The organism is Azohydromonas aeria (assembly GCF_009760915.1).
Classification (GTDB): Bacteria; Pseudomonadota; Gammaproteobacteria; order Burkholderiales; family Burkholderiaceae_C; genus Azohydromonas; species Azohydromonas aeria.
On record NZ_VIDQ01000013.1, the window covers coordinates 1 to 19,634 of the forward strand.

The following is a 19,634-nucleotide window of genomic DNA, read 5'->3' on the forward strand; positions in this document are numbered from 1 at the left end:
TCGCAGGCCGCCGACGCCGCCGCCCCCGCGCGGCTGCCGCCGCCGATCAAGGTCCTGCCCGACCCGGCCGCGGCCGAGCGCCGTCCCGCCGCCACCGTGGCCCGGGAGACGCCACCGCCCGTTCGGGAGCCGCAGCGCGAGGCGCCGCGCGACAAGCCGCCGGCCAGGGAAGCGACGAAGGAGGCAACCAGGGAGTCGCCCCGGGAAACGAGCCGGGAAACGGGCCGGGACAAGGAGCCCGCGCGCGAAGTCGCCAAGGACAAGCCTGCGGTCAAGGAAGCGGCCAAGGAGCCCGCGCGGGACAAGGACCCGATCCGCGAACTGGTCAAGGACAAGGAAAAGGAGCGCGCCGAGCCGGCGGCGGAGAAGCGCTACATCGTGCAGGTGGGGGCCTTCGCCGATACCGCGTCGGCCAGCGAGGCCCAGGCGCGCGTGGAAAAGCTCGGCATCCGCAGCTACACGCAGGAGATCCAGACCGACGCCGGGCGCCGCATCCGGGTGCGCGTGGGGCCATTTTCCAGCCGCGAGGAAGCCGACAAGGCGCTTGGCAAACTCCGCGCTGCCGGGCTGGCCACGGCGCTGCTGCCGCAGCCGTGATGTCCGGTGCGGTGGCCGGGCTGGGCTGGGTCGATGTAGCGATGCTGGGCCTGCTGCTGCTGTCCCTGCTGGCGGGACTGTGGCGCGGGCTGGTGTTCGAGCTGCTGTCGCTGGCCGGCTACGTGGCGGCCTGGTTCGCGGCGCAGCGGTGGGCGCCGGCGGTGGCGGAGTGGCTGCCGTGGCAGGGCGCGCTGCCGGCCTGGCGCACGGCGGCGGCTTACGTGCTGGTGTTCATGGGCGCGCTGCTGGGCTGCGGGCTGGCGGCGCGGCTGCTGCGCTTCCTGGTGCAGGCCTCGCCGCTGGGGCCGCTGGACCGGCTGCTGGGCGGCGGCTTCGGGCTGCTGCGCGGGCTGCTGGCGCTGCTGGTGGTGAGCACGCTGGTGGCGCTGACGCCGCTCGTGCACGCGCCGGCGTGGCAGCAGTCGGGCGGGGCGGCCTGGCTGCAGATGCTGCGACAAGAGATTCAACCCGTGCTGCCGTCCGCGGTGGCACGGCACCTGCCGGCCCGTTGAGGGCGCGGCATCACTGAAGGACGCAAGACCATGTGTGGGATCGTCGGTGTCATTTCCCAGACGCCCGTCAACCAGCTGATCTACGACGCGCTGCTGCTGCTGCAGCACCGCGGCCAGGATGCCGCGGGCATCGTCACCATGCAGGGCACCAAGTGCTTCATGCACAAGGCGCGCGGCATGGTGCGCGACGTGTTCCGCACCCGCAACATGCGCGCGCTCCCCGGGCAGGTCGGCCTGGGCCAGGTGCGCTACCCGACCGCGGGCAACGCCTACAGCGAGGAAGAGGCGCAGCCCTTCTACGTCAACGCGCCCTTCGGCATCGTGCTGGTGCACAACGGCAACCTGACCAACGCCTACGCGCTGAAGAAGGAGCTGTTCGACATCGACCGCCGCCACATCAACACCGAGAGCGACACCGAGGTGCTGATCAACGTGCTGGCGCACGAGCTCGAGCGCACCGCGCGCGACCTGCCGCTCACCCCTGACAAGGTCTTCGACGCCGTCGCCGCCGTGCACAAGCGCATCAAGGGCTCCTACGCCGTGATCGCGCTCATCGCCGGACACGGGCTGCTGGCCTTCCGCGACCCCTACGGCATCCGGCCGCTGGTGTTCGGCGAGGCCGACCTGCCCGAAGGCAAGGAAGTCATCGTCGCCAGCGAGAGCGTGGTGCTCGAAGGCACCAGCCACCGCGTGGTGCGCGACGTGGCGCCGGGCGAGGCGATCTTCATCGACCTGGCCGGCGAGGTGCACGCGCGCCAGTGCGCGGAGAGCCCGTCGCTGCAGCCGTGCATGTTCGAGTACGTGTACCTGGCGCGGCCGGACTCGGTGATGGACGGCGTGTCGGTGTACCAGGCACGGCTGAACATGGGCGAGACGCTGGCGCAGCGCGTGATCTCGACCATGCCGCCCAGCGAGATCGACGTGGTGATCCCGATTCCCGAGTCGAGCCGGCCGTCGGCCATGCAGCTGGCGCAGAAGCTGGGCAAGCCCTACCGCGAGGGCTTCGTCAAGAACCGCTACGTGGGCCGCACCTTCATCATGCCGGGGCAGGGCCAGCGCAAGAAGTCGGTGCGCCAGAAGCTCAACGCCATCGCCAGCGAGTTCCGCGGCCGCAACGTGCTGCTGGTGGACGACTCCATCGTGCGCGGCACGACCAGCAAGGAGATCGTGCAGATGGCGCGCGAGGCCGGGGCGCGCAAGGTGTACATGGCCTCGGCGGCGCCGCCGGTGCGCTTCCCCAACGTCTACGGCATCGACATGCCGACCAAGGAGGAGCTCATCGCCCATGGCCGCAGCATCGAGGAGGTGCGCGAGTTCATCGGCGCCGACGCGCTGATCTACCAGGACGTCGAGGCGATGAAGCGGGTGGTGGCGGCGCTGAACCCGGCGCTGCAGGGCTTCGAGGCCTCGTGCTTCGACGGCCGCTACATCACCGGCGACGTCTCGGCCGAGGACTTCGAGACGCTGCGCGAGCAGCGCAAGAAGCAGCCCGAGGAAGAGGAGGGCGCGGGGCGCTCGCGCCTGGCGCTGCAGAACGCGGCCGAGCAGGCCTGACCGTCACGTCCACACCCATCGCCACGCCATGAGTGACAACAACAAGAAGCTGCCCCGCGTCGAGCTGCCCGCCGATGCCCGCATCGACACCATCGCCGTGCGCGAGGGGCTGCCCGCCACGCCCTGGGGCGAGCACAGCGAGGCGCTGTTCCTGACCAGCAGCTTCGTGCACCCGGATGCCGCCACCGCCGCGCGGCGCTTCGCCAACGAGGAGGAGGCCTTCGTCTACAGCCGCTTCTCGAACCCGACCGTCACGATGATGGAACGGCGCCTGGCGGCGATGGAGGGCACCGAGGCGTGCATCGGCACCTCCAGCGGCATGGCGGCGATCATGCTGCTGTTCATGGGGCTGCTGAAGGCCGGCGACCACGTGGTGTGCTCGCAGAGCGTGTTCGGCTCGACCATCAAGCTGCTGCAGGGCGAGTTCGGCAAGTTCGGCGTGGAGAGCAGCTTCGTGTCGCAGACCGACGTGGCGGCCTGGCGCGCGGCCATGAAGCCCAACACCCGGCTGCTGCTCGCCGAGACGCCCAGCAACCCGCTGACCGAGGTCTGCGACATCGCGGCGCTGGCGGAAGTGGCGCACGGCGGCGGCGCGCTGCTGGCGGTGGACAACTGCTTCTGCTCGCCGGCGCTGCAGCGGCCGGCGAAGCTCGGGGCGGACCTGATCATCCACTCCGGCACCAAGTACCTCGACGGCCAGGGCCGCGTCATCGCCGGCGCGCTGTGCGCGAGCGAGAAGCTGGTCAACGACAAGTTCGTGCCGGTGATGCGCAGCGCCGGCATGAGCCTGTCGCCCTTCAACGCCTGGGTGGTGCTCAAGGGGCTGGAGACGCTGTCCATCCGCATGCGCGCGCAAAGCGAGAAGGCGCTGGCGCTGGCGCGCTGGCTCGAAGCCCAGCCGCAGGTCGCGACGCTGTACTACCCCGGCCTGCCGTCGCATCCGCAGCACGCGCTGGCCATGCGCCAGCAGTCCGGGCTGGGCGGCGCGGTGGTGAGCTTCATCGTGAAGGGCGACACGCCGGAAGAGGCGCGCGCCAACGCCTTTGCCGTGATCGACGCCACGCGCGTCTGCTCCATCACCACCAACGTGGGCGACACCAAGACCACCATCACGCACCCGGCCAGCACCTCGCACGGCCGGCTGACCGAGGCGCAGCGCCTGGCCGCGGGCATCACGCAGGGCATGATCCGCGTGGCCGTGGGCCTGGAAGACGTCGAGGACCTCCAGGCCGACCTCGCGCGCGGCCTGCATTCCCTGTGATCCCTCGTGTGACCGCATGACCACCGACCGCACTCCCGTCCGCACCCGCTTTGCCCCGTCGCCCACGGGCTTCATCCACCTGGGCAACATCCGCTCGGCGCTCTATCCCTGGGCCTTCGCGCGCGCGAACCAGGGCACCTTCATCCTGCGCATCGAGGACACCGACCTGGAGCGCAGCTCGCAGGCCGCGGTGGACGTGATCCTCGAAGGCATGAAGTGGCTGGGGCTGGACCACGACGAGGGCCCGTACTACCAGATGCAGCGCATGGAGCGCTACAAGGAAGTGCTGGCACAGATGCTGGAGCAGGGCCTGGCCTACCGCTGCTACATGAGCAGCGCCGAGCTCGACGCGCTGCGCGAGCGGCAGATGGCGGCCAAGCAAAAGCCCCGCTACGACGGCACCTGGCGGCCCGAGCCCGGCAAGACGCTGCCGCCGGTGCCCGAAGGCGTGCAGCCGGTGATCCGCTTCAAGGGCCCCGTGGGCGGCAGCGTCGCCTGGGACGACAAGGTCAAGGGCCGCATCGAGTTCAGCAACGACGAGCTCGACGACCTCGTCATCGCCCGCCCCGACGGCACGCCGACCTACAACTTCTGCGTGGTGGTGGACGACATCGACATGGGCATCACCCACGTCATCCGCGGTGACGACCACGTCAACAACACGCCGCGCCAGATCCACATCTTCCGCGCCCTGGGCCAGGAGCCGCCGGTGTACGCGCACCTGCCCACCGTGCTCAACGAGCAGGGCGAGAAGATGAGCAAGCGCAACGGCGCCAAGCCGGTGACGCAGTACCGCGACGAGGGCTTCCTAGCCGAGGCGATGGTGAACTACCTGGCGCGCCTGGGCTGGAGCCACGGCGACGAGGAGATCTTCACGCGCGAGCAGTTCCTGCAGTGGTTCAACCTGGACCACCTGGGCAAGAGCGCGGGCCAGTACGACGAAGTCAAGCTGCGCTGGGTCAACGCGCAGCACCTCAAGCGCACGGCCGACGCGGCGCTGGCGCCGCTGGTGCGCGAGCAGCTCGCCAAGCGCGGCATCGAGGTTCCGGCCGGCTTCGCGCTGGAGGCGGCGGTCGGCCTGTTCAAGGACCGCTGCGCCACCACGGTGGAGCTGACCGACTGGCTGTCCATGTACTTCGTGGAGGCCGCGCCGGCGGCCGAGGAGCTGGCGCAGCACCTCACGCCTGCGGTGCAGCCGGCGCTGGCCACGCTGCGCGAGCGGTTGCTGGCGCTGGAAGGCTGGGACAAGGCCGGCATTGCCGGTGCGCTCAAGGCCACGCTGGCCGAGCACGGCCTGAAGATGCCGCAACTGGCCGTGCCGGTGCGGCTTCTGGTGTGCGGCCGTGCCCAGACGCCGTCGGTGGACGCGGTGCTCGAACTTTTTTCCAAAGAAAAAGTTGCGAAGCGCTTGCAATCCCCCCAAGGAGTGATCTAGAATCTCATTCTCGCTTGATGAACAGCGCGAAACACAAAAGCAGCGGCGAAAGCCGGGGCCGATGTGACCCGAAGGGAAACCGAAAGGGAACTCGAGGGGGTATAGCTCAGCTGGGAGAGCGCTTGCATGGCATGCAAGAGGTCAGCGGTTCGATCCCGCTTACCTCCACCACCCAGGCCAAAAGCTCGGGTGAGGGCGCGAGGTTCGTCAGGGAAGAAGGATCAGTCCCCTTCGTCTAGAGGCCTAGGACACGACCCTTTCACGGTTGTAACAGGGGTTCGAATCCCCTAGGGGACGCCAAGTTTGACGGCGCTTGCAGGGCAACCTGGCAAAGTCGTTACCGACGCGGAGTGGTAGTTCAGTTGGTTAGAATACCGGCCTGTCACGCCGGGGGTCGCGGGTTCGAGTCCCGTCCACTCCGCCAAAGTTTTTGAGAAGTTTTTGGTATTTTCCGAAAACGCCCACCCAAACAGTGGGCGTTTTTCGTGAGATAATGAGTTTGAGTTTGGTCCCCTTCGTCTAGAGGCCTAGGACACGACCCTTTCACGGTTGTAACAGGGGTTCGAATCCCCTAGGGGACGCCAAGTTTGGCCGCGCTTGCGGAGAGTCGCTTGATTCTTCGATAATGCGGCTACCGACGCGGAGTGGTAGTTCAGTCGGTTAGAATACCGGCCTGTCACGCCGGGGGTCGCGGGTTCGAGTCCCGTCCACTCCGCCAAAGTATTTGAGTTGTTTTCGGGCAGCGTGTTTCCTCGGGGGTATAGCTCAGCTGGGAGAGCGCTTGCATGGCATGCAAGAGGTCAGCGGTTCGATCCCGCTTACCTCCACCACCATCGGTTTCGATGCGGGGCGCGCGGTCCGGGAATATGAAAGGTTTGGTCCCCTTCGTCTAGAGGCCTAGGACACGACCCTTTCACGGTTGTAACAGGGGTTCGAATCCCCTAGGGGACGCCAAGTTTGGCTGCGCTTGTGGAGTATGGCAACATATTCCGGTAAAGCAGCTACCGACGCGGAGTGGTAGTTCAGTCGGTTAGAATACCGGCCTGTCACGCCGGGGGTCGCGGGTTCGAGTCCCGTCCACTCCGCCAAAGTATCTTGTAGTTTGTGCTGAACGGCGCGCGAATATCCGATGGGGGTATAGCTCAGCTGGGAGAGCGCTTGCATGGCATGCAAGAGGTCAGCGGTTCGATCCCGCTTACCTCCACCACCGGCACACCGCGGTGGATGGCGCGACCGTTCGGTGCCGATATGACGTTCCTGCCGCGCCGCCCTGGCCCGGCAGCCTTGCGCAAGACGCAACCTGAAGGCCCCTCCTGGAGCGGCCTTTTCGTCGTTGGGCTTCGCCTGCCCGGGGTTCGGGCTACCTCGGTCTGGCCTGGCCCGTCTTTCTGCCGCCGGCGGCCGCTGTCTTGCATGCCGGGGCCTGCCGCCCTGGCAGGCACTGCCTTGGCTGCGGCTGCAGGCGCCGTCCCGGCAGGGCCGCGCCGTCACCGCCCGGTGCCGGGTTCGTGCCTCTTCTTGCGCGTCCATTTCTGTCATCCCGCAATTGCGGGGTTTCCGCGCCGTGCGGTATATATTCTGTACCCGCAATTGCGTGGTTTTTCTCCGATTCAGTCCTGCGGCAGGGCCTGGCCTGCTGGAAATCCCGGGCGCCCGTCGTGCGATCTCGCACAATGACGCCCCGGCAAATCTCTGCGCATGGGCACCTCCATCTGTCGCCCAAAAGCCCCCTCGGCAACTTGTCCGCAGGAGAATTGTCCCGGTTCAGGACCCTTTTCAGGGGGGAACCGGGCAACCTTGCGCGTAGTACCAAACTCCCGGTCCATCGAGACAAAACACTGCTTCCCCAGACGCCGGTGCGGCCCGTATCCTGCACCTGGGAGCAGATATATTCAGCGCGCAGGACAGGGGAAAAAGGAGGGCAGGCCGGAAGCGACCGGACCATCTGGACTGAAATCGGGAAAACATGCGACGCCCTTGAATCCATTCATGAACGCGGCGCGCGGAATTCCTATGAATTCGGAAATGATTTGGAGGGAGATTCCATATGTCGGAACAAATGCTGATGACCTTGCCCGCCGAGGCCAGGTCGGTTGCCCCCGCGGCCCTGTTGCATGGCCTGGACGGCCTGGTGTCGCGTCGGTTGACGGGGCTGCCCTGTGACGGGGAAGCCATCCATCCGTACAGGGTGCAACTGGCGCAGTCGGCGGCGCAGCACCGCACGGCCAGCCTGTTGGTTCAGCGCATGTACGCGTGGCGCGGATACCAGGGCGTCGGTGGTCCGCTGCAGGACAGCCCGCAGCGAACGCTGGTGGTGAGCGAGGGCGACAGCATTTTGGGAACCCTTTCCGTTGCCGCCGACAAACCCGGCTACAGCTTGTCGGTGGAGCAGTCATTTCCGCAGCAGGTGGCTGAATTGCGCCGCGCCGGCCACCGGTTGTGCGAATTCACCAAGCTGGCCGTCGATGGCGAAGCGCGCTCGAAGGAACTGCTGGGATCGCTGTTCCACGCGGCCTATCGCTATGCCGACAACGTGCATCGCGCCGAGACGGTCCTGGTGGAAGTCAACCCGCGGCACGTGCGTTTCTACGCCCGGCTCCTGGGTTTCGAGGTGGTGTCCGGCGTGCAGCAGAACGACCGGGTCAATGCGCCGGCGGTACTGTTGACGCTGAACCTGGCCTATGGCTTGAGCGAGATTGCGCGCCTGGGCGGCAAGCCGCACCTGGCGGCGGTCGAGAAATCGTTTTATCCCTATTTCCTGGCACCGGAGGGGGAGGTGCAGGTCTTCATCGGGAACTGGGCCCGAAGCCGCAGCGCCTGAGCGGGTGGGGGCCGGGTCCGGCGGGCCGGCGCGGCCGCGGGGCGGGGGGTGGCGCCGTGGCGCTGTCGCGGTCCCGCGCCGGTGGCCGGGCGCGACCGTGGCGCGACTGTGCTTTCCCCGACGCGCTGCGGCGGGGCCCGTGACGTAGCGCCTAGAATTGCCCGATTGTTACGGGAGTCTGTTTATGCCCTTGAAGCGACCTGGTGGTGCCGCGAGCGATGAGGCCACCGCCCAGGACGGCGGTCCGCGCATCCTCAAGAAGTACCCCAACCGTCGCCTCTACGACACCCAGACCAGCGCGTACATCACGCTGGCCGACGTGAAGACGATGGTGCTCGATGGCCAGGATTTCGAGGTGCGCGATGCCAAGACCGGCGAGGACCTCACGCGCAGCATCCTGCTGCAGATCATCCTGGAAGAGGAAACCGGCGGCGTGCCGATGTTCTCCACGCAGATGCTGGCGCACCTGATCCGTTTCTACGGGCATGCCATGCAGGGCCTCATGGGCTCGTACCTGGAGAAGAACCTGCAGACCTTCGTGGAGCTGCAGTCGCGGCTGGCCGAGCAGGGCCGCGAGCTCTACGGCGTGCAGAAGTTCACGCCCGAGATGTGGACGCAGTTCCTCAGCGGCCAGGCGCCGCTGATGCAGAGCCTGGTCGGCAATTACATGGAGCAGTCCAAGAAGCTGTTCACGCAGATGCAGGAGCAGATGCAGAAGCAGGCCGAAACGCTGTTCCCGAACATCCCCGGCTTTCCCGGTTCGAAACGCCAGCCTTGAGGAATGCGGGAAAATACCCGCATGACCGACCGCATTACCCCCGCCGCGCCGTCAGGCGCGGCGCCCACCATCGGCTTCGTCTCGCTGGGCTGCCCCAAGGCGCTGACCGATTCCGAGCTGATCCTCACCCAGCTGCGCGCTGAAGGGTACGAGACCAGCAAGACCTACGCCGGCGCCGACCTCGTCATCGTCAACACCTGCGGCTTCATTGACGACGCCGTCAAGGAAAGCCTGGACACCATCGGCGAGGCGCTGGCCGAGAACGGCAAGGTCATCGTCACCGGCTGCCTGGGCGCGCGCGCGGGGCAGGGCAGCGACAACCTCGTGCGCGAGGTGCACCCCAAGGTGCTGGCCGTCACCGGCCCGCACGCCACGCAGGAGGTCATGGAGGCGGTCCACCTGCACGTGCCCAAGCCGCACGATCCCTTCATCGACCTGGTGCCCGAAGCGCGCGGCGCCGCCGGCATCAAGCTCACCCCGAAGCACTACGCCTACCTGAAGATCAGCGAGGGCTGCAACCACCGCTGCAGCTTCTGCATCATCCCGTCGATGCGCGGCGACCTGGTGTCGCGCCCCATCGGCGACGTGCTGGGCGAGGCCCGCGCGCTGTTCGAATCCGGCGTCAAGGAGCTGCTGGTCGTTTCCCAGGACACCAGCGCCTACGGCGTGGACGTGAAGTACCGCACCGGCTTCTGGGATGGCAAGCCCGTGCGCACGCGCATGTTCGAGCTCTGCGAGCAGCTCGGGAACCTGGCCGAGCAGCACGGCGCCTGGGTGCGGCTGCACTACGTCTACCCGTACCCGCACGTCGACGAGGTCCTGCCGCTGATGGCCTCCGGGCGCATCCTGCCGTACCTGGATATCCCGCTGCAGCACGCGCACCCCGACGTGCTCAAGCGCATGAAGCGCCCGGCCAGCGGCGAGCGCCACCTGGAGCGCATCGCCCAGTGGCGCCAGGCCTGCCCCGAGATCGTCATCCGCAGCACCTTCATCGCCGGCTTCCCCGGCGAGACCGAGGCCGAGTTCGACTACCTGCTGCAGTTCCTGCGCGAGGCGCAGATCGACCGCGCCGGCTGCTTCGCCTACTCGCCCGTGGCCGGCGCCACCGCCAACGATCTGCCCGGCGCACTGCCGGACGCGCTGCGCGAGGAGCGCCGCGCGCGCTTCATGGCCGAGGCCGAGCGCATCTCCGTGGACAAGCTGCGCCGGCGCGTCGGCGCCACCATGCAGGTGCTGGTGGACAGCGCCCCGGCGCTGGGCCGCAAGGGCGGCGTGGGCCGCAGCTATGCCGACGCGCCCGAGATCGACGGCACCGTGCGCATCCTGCCGCCGGAGAAGGCCTCGCGCACGCTGAAGGTGGGCGAGTTCACGCGCGTGCGCATCGTCGCCGCCGAAGGGCATGACCTGGTGGGCATGCCGGTATGACGCGAGAGCGCAGCACCTCCCTGATCCACCACGACTACGTTCCCCCGGCCGGCTTCGAGTCGCCGGTGGTCGCCGTGCACAAGGCCTCCACCGTGTTCTTCCCGAACACGGCGGCGCTGCGCACGCACAGCTGGCTCGACAAGTCGGCCTACACCTACGGCCTGCACGGCACGCCCACCACCTTCACGCTGGAGGCGCGCATCGCCTCGCTCGAAGGCGGCCGGCACGCGCTGCTGGCCCCGAGCGGCCTGGCGGCCATTGCGCTGGTGGACATGGCGCTGCTGGCGCAGGGCGACGAGGTGCTGCTGCCCGACAACGCCTATGGCCCCGGCAAGACCTTCGCGCGGCACGAGCTGAAGTCGTGGGGCGTCGCGCACCGCGTCTATGACGCGATGGACGCGGCCTCGCTGGCCGGGTCGTTGAGCGCGCAAACGAAGCTGGTGTGGCTGGAGGCCGCGGGCTCGGTGACCATGGAGTTCCCGGACCTGCGCGCGCTCATCACGACGGTGCGCGAGCGCGCGCCGCAGGCCGTGATCGCGCTGGACAACACCTGGGGCGCGGGCATCGCCTTCGACGCCTTCGCCCTCGGCGTGGACCTGACGGTGCATGCGCTGACCAAGTACCCCTCCGGCGGCGGCGACGTGCTCATGGGCTCGGTCGTCACGGCCGACGAGGGGCTGTACCGGCGCCTGGCGCTGGCGCACAGCCGGCTCGGGCTGGGCGTGGGCCTCAACGACGTGGAGGCGGTGCTGCGCGCGCTGCCCTCGCTGGAGCTGCGCTACGCGGCGCAGGACGCCGCCGGGCGCGAGCTGGCGCGCTGGTGCGCGCGGCGGCCGGAGTTCGTGCGCGTGCTGCATCCGGCGCTGCCAGGCTCGCCCGGCCACGCGCACTGGGCCGACACCTGCTCGGCCGCCGCCGGGCTGTTCACGGTCGAGTTGGATGCGCGCTACACCCCGGCGCAGGCCGACGCGGTGGTGGACGCGCTGAAGCTGTTTCGCATCGGCTGGTCCTGGGGCGGGCCGGTGAGCCTGGCCGTGCCCTACGACGCGGCCAGCCTGCGCAGCCGCCCGGTGCCGTACCGCGGCACGCTGATCCGCTTCAGCCTGGGGCTGGAGGCGGTGTCGGACCTGCAGGCCGACATCGAGCAGGCGCTGCGCGTCCTGGCCGACGCCGCATGACGGCCGCGGCCTCGCGCTGGGCGCATGTGGATGCGCTCAAGGCGGTCGCGTGCCAGTTGATCGTGCTGCACCACCTGGCCTTCTACGGGCCGATGTCGGACGTGGTCGAGCCCTGGGTGCCGGCGCTGGAGCAATGGCTGTCGCAGCACGCGCGCGTGGCGGTGCAGGTGTTCCTGGTGCTGGGCGGCTTCCTGGCCGCGCGCAGCCTGGCGCCGCAGGCGCGGCTGAAGCCCGGCCGCGCCGCCTGGGACCTGATTGGCGAGCGCTACGCGCGCCTGGTGCTGCCCTTCGCGGCGATGCTGCTGATCTCGATCGCGGCCTCGGCGCTGGCGCGCGAGTGGATGGACCACGACAGCATCTCCGGCCCGCCAAGCGTGGGCCAGTTGCTTGCGCATCTTCTACTGCTGCACGACCTGCTGGGCGTGGAGGCGCTCTCGGCCGGCGTCTGGTACGTGGCCATCGACTTCCAGCTCTACGCGCTGCTGGTGGCGCTGCTGGTGCTGGCCGGGTGCGTGGAAAGCGCCGTGGGCTGGCGCGGCGGCAGCGTGGCGCCGCTGCTGGCGCTGCTGGGCGTGGCCGCCTCGCTGCTGTGGTTCAACCTGCAGCCAGGCTGGGACGTGGCGGCGCCGTACTTCTTCGGTGCCTACGGCCTGGGCGTGCTGGCGGCGTGGTGGAGCGGCCCGAAGCCGCGCCGGGCGGCGCTGGCGCTGCTGGCCGTGCTGGTGACGGTGGCGCTGGTGCTGGAGTGGCGCACGCGCATCGCGGTGGCGGCGCTGGTGGCGGCCTTCCTGGCGCTGGCGCAGTGGCGTCCGCAATGGGTGCCGGCGGCGCGCGGCCGCGTCGGGCGCTGGACGGCGGCGGTCTCGCGCAGCAGCTACGGCGTGTTCCTGGTGCACTTCCCGGTGTGCCTGGTGGTGAATGCCTTCTTCACGCGCTTCGTGCCGCTGGAGCCGGCACCGCAGGCGCTGGGACTGCTGCTGGCCTGGGCCGGCAGCCTGTGGGCGGGCGCGCTGTTCCACCGGCACGTCGAGCAGCGGGCGATGGCCTACATCGCCGCACGGCGGGCGCGGCAGCCGGGGCACAGCGGCAGCTTCGGGCTGCGCTGAAGGCAAAACGCCGCGGAGGGCGACTTCCGCGGCGTTCGTCGTTTCAGGCCTTGGTGGACACCTTGTGCCGCATCAGCCGCCCCTTCTCGCGTTCCCAGTCGCGCGCCTTTTCGGTTTCGCGCTTGTCGTGCTGGGCCTTGCCCTTGGCCAGGGCGATCTGGGCCTTCACCAGGCCGTTCTTGTAGTGAAGGTTGAGCGGCACGAGCGTGAAGCCGCGCTGCTCGACCTTGCCGATGAGGCGGCGGATCTCCTCCTTCTTCATCAGCAGCTTCTTGGTCCGGTCCGCCTCGGGCACGACATGCGTGGAGGCGCTGCGCAGCGCGTTGATGCGGCAGCCGATGAGGAACAGCTCGCCGTCGCGGATGACGACGTAGCCGTCGGTGAGCTGGATCTGGCCGGCGCGGATGGCTTTCACCTCCCAGCCGGCGAGCACCATGCCGGCCTCGAACTGCTCCTCGATGTGGTACTCGAAGCGGGCGCGGCGGTTTTCGGCAATGAGGGCAGGGGCTGATGGCGGCATGGGTTGCGAAAAAAAGAGGGCCGAACGCCGGCCCCTACAATCCCCCCATTGTATGAAGCACGTGAAGAAGTCGGTCCTGCTGTGGTACACGCCGCGCGAGATCTATGACCTGGTGACGGCAGTCGAGGACTACCCCTCCTTCCTGCCGTGGTGCGACCGCGCCGAGGTGCTGGAACGCACCGAGGACGCCATGACCGCCCGGCTGCACCTGCACTACGCGGGCGTGAAGCACAGCTTCACCACCCGCAACGTCAACGTCCCCGGGCGCGAGGTGCGCATGGAGCTGGTCGATGGCCCGTTCTCCATGCTCGACGGCACCTGGATCTTCCACCCCCTGGGCGCCCCGGGCTCCGAGCCCAAGGCCTGCCGCATCGAGTTCGACCTGCGCTACGCCTTCTCCAGCCGCGCGCTGGAGCTGGTCGTCAGCCCCGTCTTCGACCGCATCGCCAACACCTTCGTCGATGCCTTCGTGAAGCGCGCCGAGCAGGTGCACGGGCCGCGCTGAAGGGCTGCACGCATGCGCATCGAGGTCGTGTTCAGCGCCGCGCCGCGGCAGGTGGAGGTCGTGCCGCTGGAGCTGCCCGACGGCGCCACGCTGCGCGACGCGGTCGAGGCGTCGGGGCTGCTGTCGAGGCATCCGCACTTCGGGCCGCAGTCGCTTTCCTTGAGCGTCTGGGGCCGGCCGCAGCCGGCGGAGCACCCGCTGCGCGAGGGCGACCGCGTCGAGCTGTGCCGCGGGCTGCTGGTCGATCCGAAGGAAGCGCGGCGGCTGCGCTACAAGGGCCAGGGCGGCGCGAAGAAGAAGCGCGCCTGACATCGCGCGCCATGCGGCGGCTACCCCTTTGCGGGTGGCCCACCTGGGGGCTTCCTTATAATCGCTTTTTGCGTCTGGAGCCTTCGTATGCGCCTACTTGGCAAAGCCCTCACCTTCGACGACGTGTTGTTGGTGCCCGCTTTCTCCCAGGTCCTGCCCCGCGACACCAGCCTTGCCACCAAGCTGTCGCGCAACATCTCGCTGAACCTGCCGCTCGTGTCCGCCGCCATGGACACCGTCACCGAGGCGCGGCTGGCCATCACGATCGCGCAGGAAGGCGGCATCGGCATCGTCCACAAGAACCTCAGCCCGCAGCAGCAGGCCGCCGAGGTCGCCCGCGTCAAGCGCTACGAATCCGGCCTCCTGCGCGACCCGCTCACCGTCACCCCCGCCACCACCGTGCGCCAGGTCAAGGCGCTGTCGGACCAGCACGGCTTCTCCGGCTTCCCGGTGCTCGAAGGCACCAAGGTGGTCGGCATCGTCACCGGGCGCGACCTGCGCTTCGAGACCCGCATGGACGTGCCGGTGCGCGAGATCATGACCCCGCGCGAGCGGCTCATCACGGTCCAGGAAGGCGCCTCGCTCGAAGAGGGCAAGGCCCTCATGCACAAGCACAAGCTCGAACGCGTGCTGGTCGTCAACGAGGCCTTCGAGCTGCGCGGCCTGATGACCGTCAAGGACATCACCAAGCAGACCAACTTCCCCAACGCCGCGCGCGACTCGCACGGCAAGCTGCGCGTGGGCGCGGCCGTCGGCGTGGGCGAGGGCACCGAGGAGCGCGTCGAGCTGCTGGTCAAGGCCGGCGTGGACGTGCTGGTGGTGGACACCGCCCACGGCCACAGCCTGGGCGTGCTGGAGCGCGTGCGCTGGGTCAAGCAGAACTTTCCTGGCGTGGACGTCATCGGCGGCAACATCGCCACCGGCGCGGCGGCGCTGGCGCTGGTCGAAGCCGGCGCCGACGGCGTCAAGGTCGGCATCGGCCCCGGCTCGATCTGCACCACCCGCATCGTCGCGGGCGTGGGCGTGCCGCAGATCACGGCCATCGACAACGTCGCGACCGCGCTGCAAGGCACGGGCGTGCCGCTGATCGCCGACGGCGGCATCCGCTACTCGGGCGACATCGCCAAGGCCATCGCCGCCGGTGCCAGCACCGTGATGATGGGCGGCATGTTCGCCGGCACCGAGGAGTCGCCGGGCGAGGTGTTCCTGTTCCAGGGCCGCTCCTACAAGGGCTACCGCGGCATGGGCTCCATCGGCGCCATGAAGGCCGGCTCGGCCGACCGCTACTTCCAGGAAAACGACGAGACCACCAACCCCAACGCCGACAAGCTCGTGCCCGAAGGCATCGAGGGGCGCGTGCCCTACAAGGGCTCGATGGTGTCGATCGTGTTCCAGATGGCGGGCGGCCTGCGCGCCTCCATGGGCTACTGCGGCTGCGCCACGATCGCGCAGATGCACGAGCGCGCCGAGTTCGTCGAGATCACCAGCGCCGGCGTGCGCGAGAGCCACGTCCACGACGTGCAGATCACGAAGGAAGCGCCGAACTACCGCATGGAATGACGGCACGCGCCGTGGCTGCTGACCCTTCGACCGAGCCGCGCGGCGACGCGGCGGCCCCGGCCGTGCCGGGCGGCCGCCGCGCCGCGATGCGCTTCATCCTGATCGCGGTGCTGATCGACATGATGTCGATCGGCCTGATCATCCCCGTGCTGCCCGCGCTGGTGGGCGGCTTCACCGGCAACGCCACCGACGCCGCCTTCTGGTTCGGCGTGGTCAGTTTTACTTTTGGCGTCGCCAACTTCTTCGGCTCGCCCATCCTGGGCGCACTGTCCGACCGCTTCGGGCGCCGGCCGGTGCTGCTGCTGGGCTTCTGCGGGCTGGCCTTCAGCTTCTTCGCCACCGCGCTGGCGCCGGCGCTGTGGGTGCTGGTGGCGGTGCGATTGGTGAGCGGCGCGCTGCAGGCCAACGCGGCGGTGGCGCAGAGCTACGTCGCCGACATCAGCACGGCGCAGGAGCGCGCCAAGCGCTTCGGCCTGCTGGGCGCGACCTTCGGCGTCGGCTTCATCCTGGGCCCGGTGACGGGCGGTTTGCTGGGCGACATCGACCTGCGGCTGCCGTTCTACGCGGCCGGCACGCTGGCGCTGCTCAACACGCTCTACGGCATCTTCGTGCTGCCGGAGTCGCTGCCCCGGGCGCAGCGCCGGCGCTTCGAGTGGCGCCGCGCCAACCCGGTGACGGCGCTGCGCGAGCTCACCGCACTGCGCGGCGTCGGCCCGCTGGTGGTGGTGCTGGGCCTCGGCAGCCTGGCGCAATTCACGCTGCATTCGACCTGGGTGCTCTATACCGGCCTGAAGTTCGGCTGGGGCCCGAAGGAGAACGGCTGGAGCCTGTTCGCCGTGGGCCTGATGTCGGCGCTGGTGCAGGGCGGGCTGATGCGCCAGCTGCTGAAACGCACCACGCCGCAGCGGCTGGTGCAGCTGGGCCTGGTGTCCTCGGCCGTGAGCTACCTGTGCTGGGGCCTGTCCACCGAGGGCTGGATGATGATCGCCGTCATCTTCCTCAACATCCTGGGCTTCACCGTGACGGCCTCGCTGCAGAGCCTGGTCTCCAACGCCGCGGACGCCACGCGCCAGGGCACGACCATGGGCTCGGTGGCGTCGCTCAGCAGCCTGATGGCCGTGCTGGCGCCGCTGACCGGCGCGGGGCTGCTGACGCTGGTGTCGCACCGCCCGCAGGGCGACTTCTGGATGGGGCTGCCCTTCTACTTCTGCGCGCTGCTGCAGGCGATTGCCGCGGTGGTGGCCTACAAACATTTCCGGCGCCAGCGCGGCGCCGCCCATGCCGCCCACGAGGCGGCCTGAGAGCAACCTCATGCACGACAAGATCCTCATCCTCGACTTCGGCTCGCAGGTCACGCAGCTCATCGCGCGCCGGGTGCGCGAGGCGCACGTCTATTGCGAGATCCATCCCAACGACGTGTCGGACGACTTCATCAAGTCCTTCGCGCCCAAGGGGATCATCCTGTCCGGCAGCCACGCCAGCACCTACGAGGACCACGAGCTGCGCGCGCCGCAGGCCGTCTGGACTTCGGGCGTGCCCGTGCTGGGCATCTGCTACGGCATGCAGACCATGGCCGTGCAGCTCGGCGGCAAGGTGGAGTGGAGCGACCACCGCGAGTTCGGCTATGCCGAGGTGCGCGCCCACGGCCACACGCAGCTGCTGCAGGGCATCGAGGACTTCACCACCGCCGAAGGGCACGGGATGCTCAAGGTGTGGATGAGCCACGGCGACAAGGTCACCGGCCTGCCGCCCGGCTTCAAGCGCATGGCCTCGACGCCGTCCTGCGAGATCGCCGGCATGGCCGACGAGGACCGCCGCTACTACGCCGTGCAGTTCCACCCCGAGGTGACGCACACGCTGCAGGGCACGGCGATGCTCAACCGCTTCGTGCTCGACATTGCCGGCTGCAAGCCCGACTGGGTGATGAACGACTACATCGAGGAGGCGGTGGCGAAGATCCGCGCGCAGGTGGGCGACGAGGAGGTGATCCTGGGCCTGTCCGGCGGCGTCGATTCGAGCGTGGCCGCGGCGCTGATCCACCGCGCCATCGGCGACCAGCTGACCTGCGTGTTCGTGGACCACGGCCTGCTGCGCCTGCACGAGGGCCGCATGGTGATGGAGATGTTCGCCGGCAAGCTGCACGCGAAGGTGGTGCACGTGGACGCCGCCGACCAGTTCATGGGCCACCTGGCCGGTGTCACGGACCCGGAAGCCAAGCGCAAGATCATCGGCCGCGAGTTCGTCGAAGTCTTCCAGGCCGAGGCGAAGAAGCTGAGCAACGCCAAGTGGCTGGCGCAGGGCACGATCTACCCGGACGTGGTCGAGTCCGGCGGCACCAAGACCAAGAAGGCGACCACGATCAAGAGCCACCACAACGTCGGCGGGTTGCCCGAGACGCTGGGGCTGAAGCTGCTGGAGCCGCTGCGCGAGCTGTTCAAGGACGAGGTGCGCGAGCTGGGCGTGGCGCTGGGCCTGCCGCCGGAGATGGTCTATCGGCATCCGTTCCCCGGCCCGGGCCTGGGCGTGCGCATCCTGGGCGAGGTGAAGAAGGAATACGCCGACCTGCTGCGCCGGGCCGACGCCATCTTCATCGAGGAATTGCGCGCCACGCGCGACACGCACAGCAACAAGAGCTGGTACGACCTCACCAGCCAGGCCTTCGCCGTGTTCCTGCCGGTCAAGAGCGTGGGCGTGATGGGCGACGGGCGCACGTATGACTACGTGGTGGCGCTGCGTGCCGTGCAGACTTCGGATTTCATGACCGCCGACTGGGCGGAACTGCCTTATTCGCTGCTGAAGAAGGTTTCCGGAAGGATCATCAATGAGGTGCGGGGGATCAATCGGGTGACTTATGACGTTTCGTCTAAGCCGCCGGCGACGATTGAGTGGGAGTGAGCCAGAGAGCTAGGTAAACGAAGAAGTAAATTGGTCCGCACACGGCCGTCGATGCTAAGCGTTAAAGCTCAGTGTTGACGGCTTTTGTTTTGTCAGCGACAAGATCGTCTGCCGATATATATATATATATATTCTTGGAGTGCACTGAGTGTATTGAAGCTATGTAAACTCCATAATCAATCACTTACCTATTCAGTTTATCTGTTAAATTTTGGGAGGGGCGACACTTAACGAAAGATTAGAGATTGAGGCCGTCGTCGAGAGAATTGGCGTCAAGGTGTTCTAATGTTTGATTTTCATTGCACAAAAAACAGGTCAGGATCCCCGGATTGTCAACCTCCCTCGTGTTTTTCCTCCCTCCTTCTCTGCGTCGTCCTGTCAAATGGGTCGTTCACTGACTTTTGATTTCGGTCGGCACGGCCCAGCTGCAACGAAATAATGGTCAACATGGAACTGGATTTGCGAAGGCAAGTGGTGTACTCTTACCGAACCGCGATCGTTGAATGAGGGCATAGCCATGGCAGCCACTGCAACTCTGTCCAGCAAGTTCCAGATTTCCATTCCCAAGGCTGTTCGGGACGAACAGCAGTGGAAGCCAGGGCAGGAATTCGTCTTCATTCCCAAAGGCAAAGGTGTGCTGGTCATGCCGGTGCCTGAACTGGAGGACTTGGCCGGTATTGCGAAGGGGGCCCGCATGGACGGCTACCGTGACCGCGAGGACCGGTTTTGAATCCTGGGCCGTGCGTGGTAGATACGTCAGCCTGGATTGAATGGCTGACCGGGAGCGCACTGGGTCAGGAACTGGGAAAGCATTTTCCAGAGAAAACGCTGTGCATCGTACCCACCATCGTGCAGCTTGAATTGTCAAAATGGCTGGTTCGCGAGGCAGGCGAAGACAAGGCGGATCAGGTTATTGCATATACGCAAAAATGCGTGATTATTTCTTTGGATACTGCAATTGCCTTGCGAGCAGCGGACCTGCATCGTGAGTACAAATTGGCTACTGCTGATGCCATCGTCTATGCGACGGCAAGACAGTTGAATGCCAATTTACTGACTTGTGATGCTCATTTTCAGGGTCTGCCGCACGTCACGCTGTTTCCAAAAACCAAGTCGTCTTGAGATAAAGACCAAAAAAATCTGGACGCAACTCCCGGTCTATCAAACTCTCTTGTGTT

18 protein-coding genes and 9 tRNA genes are annotated in these 19,634 nt (G+C 67.6%); 26 read left to right on the forward strand and 1 reads right to left on the reverse strand.

What is annotated here, in order from left to right; translation table 11 throughout:
* The 19 genes from FJ694_RS10275 to FJ694_RS10365 all read left to right on the forward strand — a co-directional run.
* Positions 1-597, forward strand: a 597-nt coding sequence (locus FJ694_RS10275; protein ID WP_157266668.1) for an SPOR domain-containing protein, incomplete at its 5' end; no start/stop codon positions are given.
* Positions 597-1,109 (forward strand): CvpA family protein, encoded by a 513-nt coding sequence (locus tag FJ694_RS10280; protein ID WP_232539975.1) that lies wholly within the window; start codon positions 597-599, stop codon positions 1,107-1,109. The genes FJ694_RS10275 and FJ694_RS10280, both read left to right, overlap by 1 nt.
* 30 nt (positions 1,110-1,139) lie before the next feature.
* A complete protein-coding gene (purF, locus tag FJ694_RS10285; protein WP_157266670.1) occupies positions 1,140-2,663 on the forward strand; it encodes an amidophosphoribosyltransferase in 1,524 nt (507 codons plus the stop codon).
* 28 nt (positions 2,664-2,691) lie between these two features.
* Positions 2,692-3,924 carry an O-succinylhomoserine sulfhydrylase gene (locus FJ694_RS10290; RefSeq protein WP_157266672.1) on the forward strand — a complete coding sequence of 411 codons (1,233 nt, stop codon included), beginning with the start codon at positions 2,692-2,694 and terminating at the stop codon, positions 3,922-3,924.
* Positions 3,925-3,940: 16 nt separating this feature from the next.
* Entirely contained in the window at positions 3,941-5,359 is a 1,419-nt protein-coding gene (gene gltX, locus FJ694_RS10295; RefSeq protein ID WP_157266674.1) for a glutamate--tRNA ligase, read from the forward strand.
* A gap of 95 nt (positions 5,360-5,454) precedes the next feature.
* Positions 5,455-5,530, forward strand: a tRNA-Ala gene (locus tag FJ694_RS10300).
* 53 nt (positions 5,531-5,583) lie between these two features.
* Positions 5,584-5,659 (forward strand) — tRNA-Glu (locus tag FJ694_RS10305).
* A gap of 47 nt (positions 5,660-5,706) precedes the next feature.
* Positions 5,707-5,783: transfer RNA gene (locus FJ694_RS10310), tRNA-Asp, on the forward strand.
* Positions 5,784-5,867: 84 nt separating this feature from the next.
* Positions 5,868-5,943 (forward strand) — tRNA-Glu (locus FJ694_RS10315).
* Positions 5,944-6,000: 57 nt separating this feature from the next.
* Positions 6,001-6,077 (forward strand) — tRNA-Asp (locus tag FJ694_RS10320).
* A gap of 36 nt (positions 6,078-6,113) precedes the next feature.
* Positions 6,114-6,189, forward strand: a tRNA-Ala gene (locus tag FJ694_RS10325).
* A 48-nt stretch (positions 6,190-6,237) separates the two neighbouring features.
* Positions 6,238-6,313, forward strand: a tRNA-Glu gene (locus tag FJ694_RS10330).
* Between the two features lie 57 nt (positions 6,314-6,370).
* Positions 6,371-6,447, forward strand: a tRNA-Asp gene (locus FJ694_RS10335).
* A gap of 43 nt (positions 6,448-6,490) precedes the next feature.
* A tRNA-Ala gene (locus FJ694_RS10340) sits at positions 6,491-6,566 on the forward strand.
* An 840-nt stretch (positions 6,567-7,406) separates the two neighbouring features.
* Entirely contained in the window at positions 7,407-8,180 is a 774-nt protein-coding gene (locus tag FJ694_RS10345) for an N-acyl amino acid synthase FeeM domain-containing protein (protein WP_157266676.1), read from the forward strand.
* Positions 8,181-8,364: 184 nt separating this feature from the next.
* Positions 8,365-8,958 (forward strand): polyhydroxyalkanoate synthesis repressor PhaR, encoded by a 594-nt coding sequence (gene phaR / locus FJ694_RS10350; RefSeq protein WP_157266678.1) that lies wholly within the window; start codon positions 8,365-8,367, stop codon positions 8,956-8,958.
* Positions 8,959-8,979: 21 nt separating this feature from the next.
* Positions 8,980-10,383, forward strand: a complete 1,404-nt coding sequence (gene rimO, locus FJ694_RS10355; protein ID WP_157266680.1) for a 30S ribosomal protein S12 methylthiotransferase RimO — start codon at positions 8,980-8,982, stop codon at positions 10,381-10,383.
* Positions 10,380-11,561, forward strand: coding sequence for a PLP-dependent transferase (locus FJ694_RS10360; RefSeq protein WP_157266682.1), 1,182 nt, complete (start codon positions 10,380-10,382; stop codon positions 11,559-11,561). The genes rimO and FJ694_RS10360 overlap by 4 nt, the downstream gene beginning before the upstream one ends.
* On the forward strand, positions 11,558-12,667 hold the full coding sequence (locus tag FJ694_RS10365) for an acyltransferase family protein (RefSeq protein WP_157266684.1): 1,110 nt from the start codon (positions 11,558-11,560) through the stop codon (positions 12,665-12,667). Before FJ694_RS10360 ends, FJ694_RS10365 begins: the two co-directional genes overlap by 4 nt.
* Positions 12,668-12,710: 43 nt before the next feature.
* Here FJ694_RS10365 and smpB read toward each other — a convergent pair whose 3' ends face one another.
* On the reverse strand, positions 12,711-13,187 hold the full coding sequence (gene smpB, locus FJ694_RS10370; RefSeq protein ID WP_157266686.1) for an SsrA-binding protein SmpB: 477 nt from the start codon (positions 13,185-13,187) through the stop codon (positions 12,711-12,713).
* A 52-nt stretch (positions 13,188-13,239) separates the two neighbouring features.
* Between smpB and FJ694_RS10375 the strand changes: the two genes are divergently transcribed.
* The 7 genes from FJ694_RS10375 to FJ694_RS10405 all read left to right on the forward strand — a co-directional run bounded on the left by FJ694_RS10375 (position 13,240) and on the right by FJ694_RS10405 (position 19,578).
* Positions 13,240-13,692 carry a type II toxin-antitoxin system RatA family toxin gene (locus FJ694_RS10375; protein ID WP_157266688.1) on the forward strand — a complete coding sequence of 151 codons (453 nt, stop codon included), beginning with the start codon at positions 13,240-13,242 and terminating at the stop codon, positions 13,690-13,692.
* 12 nt (positions 13,693-13,704) lie between these two features.
* Positions 13,705-14,001 carry an RnfH family protein gene (locus FJ694_RS10380; RefSeq protein WP_157266690.1) on the forward strand — a complete coding sequence of 99 codons (297 nt, stop codon included), beginning with the start codon at positions 13,705-13,707 and terminating at the stop codon, positions 13,999-14,001.
* A gap of 87 nt (positions 14,002-14,088) precedes the next feature.
* Positions 14,089-15,561: an IMP dehydrogenase gene (gene guaB, locus FJ694_RS10385; RefSeq protein ID WP_157266692.1), complete on the forward strand. Its 1,473-nt coding sequence runs from the start codon at positions 14,089-14,091 to the stop codon at positions 15,559-15,561.
* 11 nt (positions 15,562-15,572) lie between these two features.
* On the forward strand, positions 15,573-16,862 hold the full coding sequence (locus FJ694_RS10390; RefSeq protein ID WP_232539976.1) for an MFS transporter: 1,290 nt from the start codon (positions 15,573-15,575) through the stop codon (positions 16,860-16,862).
* Positions 16,863-16,872: 10 nt separating this feature from the next.
* Entirely contained in the window at positions 16,873-18,456 is a 1,584-nt protein-coding gene (guaA, locus tag FJ694_RS10395) for a glutamine-hydrolyzing GMP synthase (protein WP_157266694.1), read from the forward strand.
* Between the two features lie 517 nt (positions 18,457-18,973).
* Entirely contained in the window at positions 18,974-19,186 is a 213-nt protein-coding gene (locus FJ694_RS10400; RefSeq protein ID WP_157266696.1) for an AbrB/MazE/SpoVT family DNA-binding domain-containing protein, read from the forward strand.
* Positions 19,187-19,200: 14 nt separating this feature from the next.
* Positions 19,201-19,578 carry a type II toxin-antitoxin system VapC family toxin gene (locus tag FJ694_RS10405; protein ID WP_232539977.1) on the forward strand — a complete coding sequence of 126 codons (378 nt, stop codon included), beginning with the start codon at positions 19,201-19,203 and terminating at the stop codon, positions 19,576-19,578.
* The last annotated feature ends 56 nt before the right edge of the window (positions 19,579-19,634 follow it).

Excerpts from the sequence above, each read along its gene's own strand:
- FJ694_RS10375 (WP_157266688.1), top strand. The coding sequence starts at position 13,240 with ATGAAGCACGTGAAGAAGTCGGTCCTGCTGTGGTACACGCCGCGCGAG.
- rimO (WP_157266680.1), top strand. The coding sequence starts at position 8,980 with ATGACCGACCGCATTACCCCCGCCGCGCCGTCAGGCGCGGCGCCCACC.
- smpB (WP_157266686.1), bottom strand. The coding sequence starts at position 13,187 with ATGCCGCCATCAGCCCCTGCCCTCATTGCCGAAAACCGCCGCGCCCGC.
- FJ694_RS10365 (WP_157266684.1), top strand. The coding sequence starts at position 11,558 with ATGACGGCCGCGGCCTCGCGCTGGGCGCATGTGGATGCGCTCAAGGCG.
- purF (WP_157266670.1), top strand. The coding sequence starts at position 1,140 with ATGTGTGGGATCGTCGGTGTCATTTCCCAGACGCCCGTCAACCAGCTG.
- FJ694_RS10290 (WP_157266672.1), top strand. The coding sequence starts at position 2,692 with ATGAGTGACAACAACAAGAAGCTGCCCCGCGTCGAGCTGCCCGCCGAT.
- FJ694_RS10380 (WP_157266690.1), top strand. The coding sequence starts at position 13,705 with ATGCGCATCGAGGTCGTGTTCAGCGCCGCGCCGCGGCAGGTGGAGGTC.
- gltX (WP_157266674.1), top strand. The coding sequence starts at position 3,941 with ATGACCACCGACCGCACTCCCGTCCGCACCCGCTTTGCCCCGTCGCCC.
- FJ694_RS10400 (WP_157266696.1), top strand. The coding sequence starts at position 18,974 with ATGGCAGCCACTGCAACTCTGTCCAGCAAGTTCCAGATTTCCATTCCC.
- guaA (WP_157266694.1), top strand. The coding sequence starts at position 16,873 with ATGCACGACAAGATCCTCATCCTCGACTTCGGCTCGCAGGTCACGCAG.
- guaB (WP_157266692.1), top strand. The coding sequence starts at position 14,089 with ATGCGCCTACTTGGCAAAGCCCTCACCTTCGACGACGTGTTGTTGGTG.
- FJ694_RS10345 (WP_157266676.1), top strand. The coding sequence starts at position 7,407 with ATGTCGGAACAAATGCTGATGACCTTGCCCGCCGAGGCCAGGTCGGTT.
- phaR (WP_157266678.1), top strand. The coding sequence starts at position 8,365 with ATGCCCTTGAAGCGACCTGGTGGTGCCGCGAGCGATGAGGCCACCGCC.
- FJ694_RS10360 (WP_157266682.1), top strand. The coding sequence starts at position 10,380 with ATGACGCGAGAGCGCAGCACCTCCCTGATCCACCACGACTACGTTCCC.
- FJ694_RS10280 (WP_232539975.1), top strand. The coding sequence starts at position 597 with ATGTCCGGTGCGGTGGCCGGGCTGGGCTGGGTCGATGTAGCGATGCTG.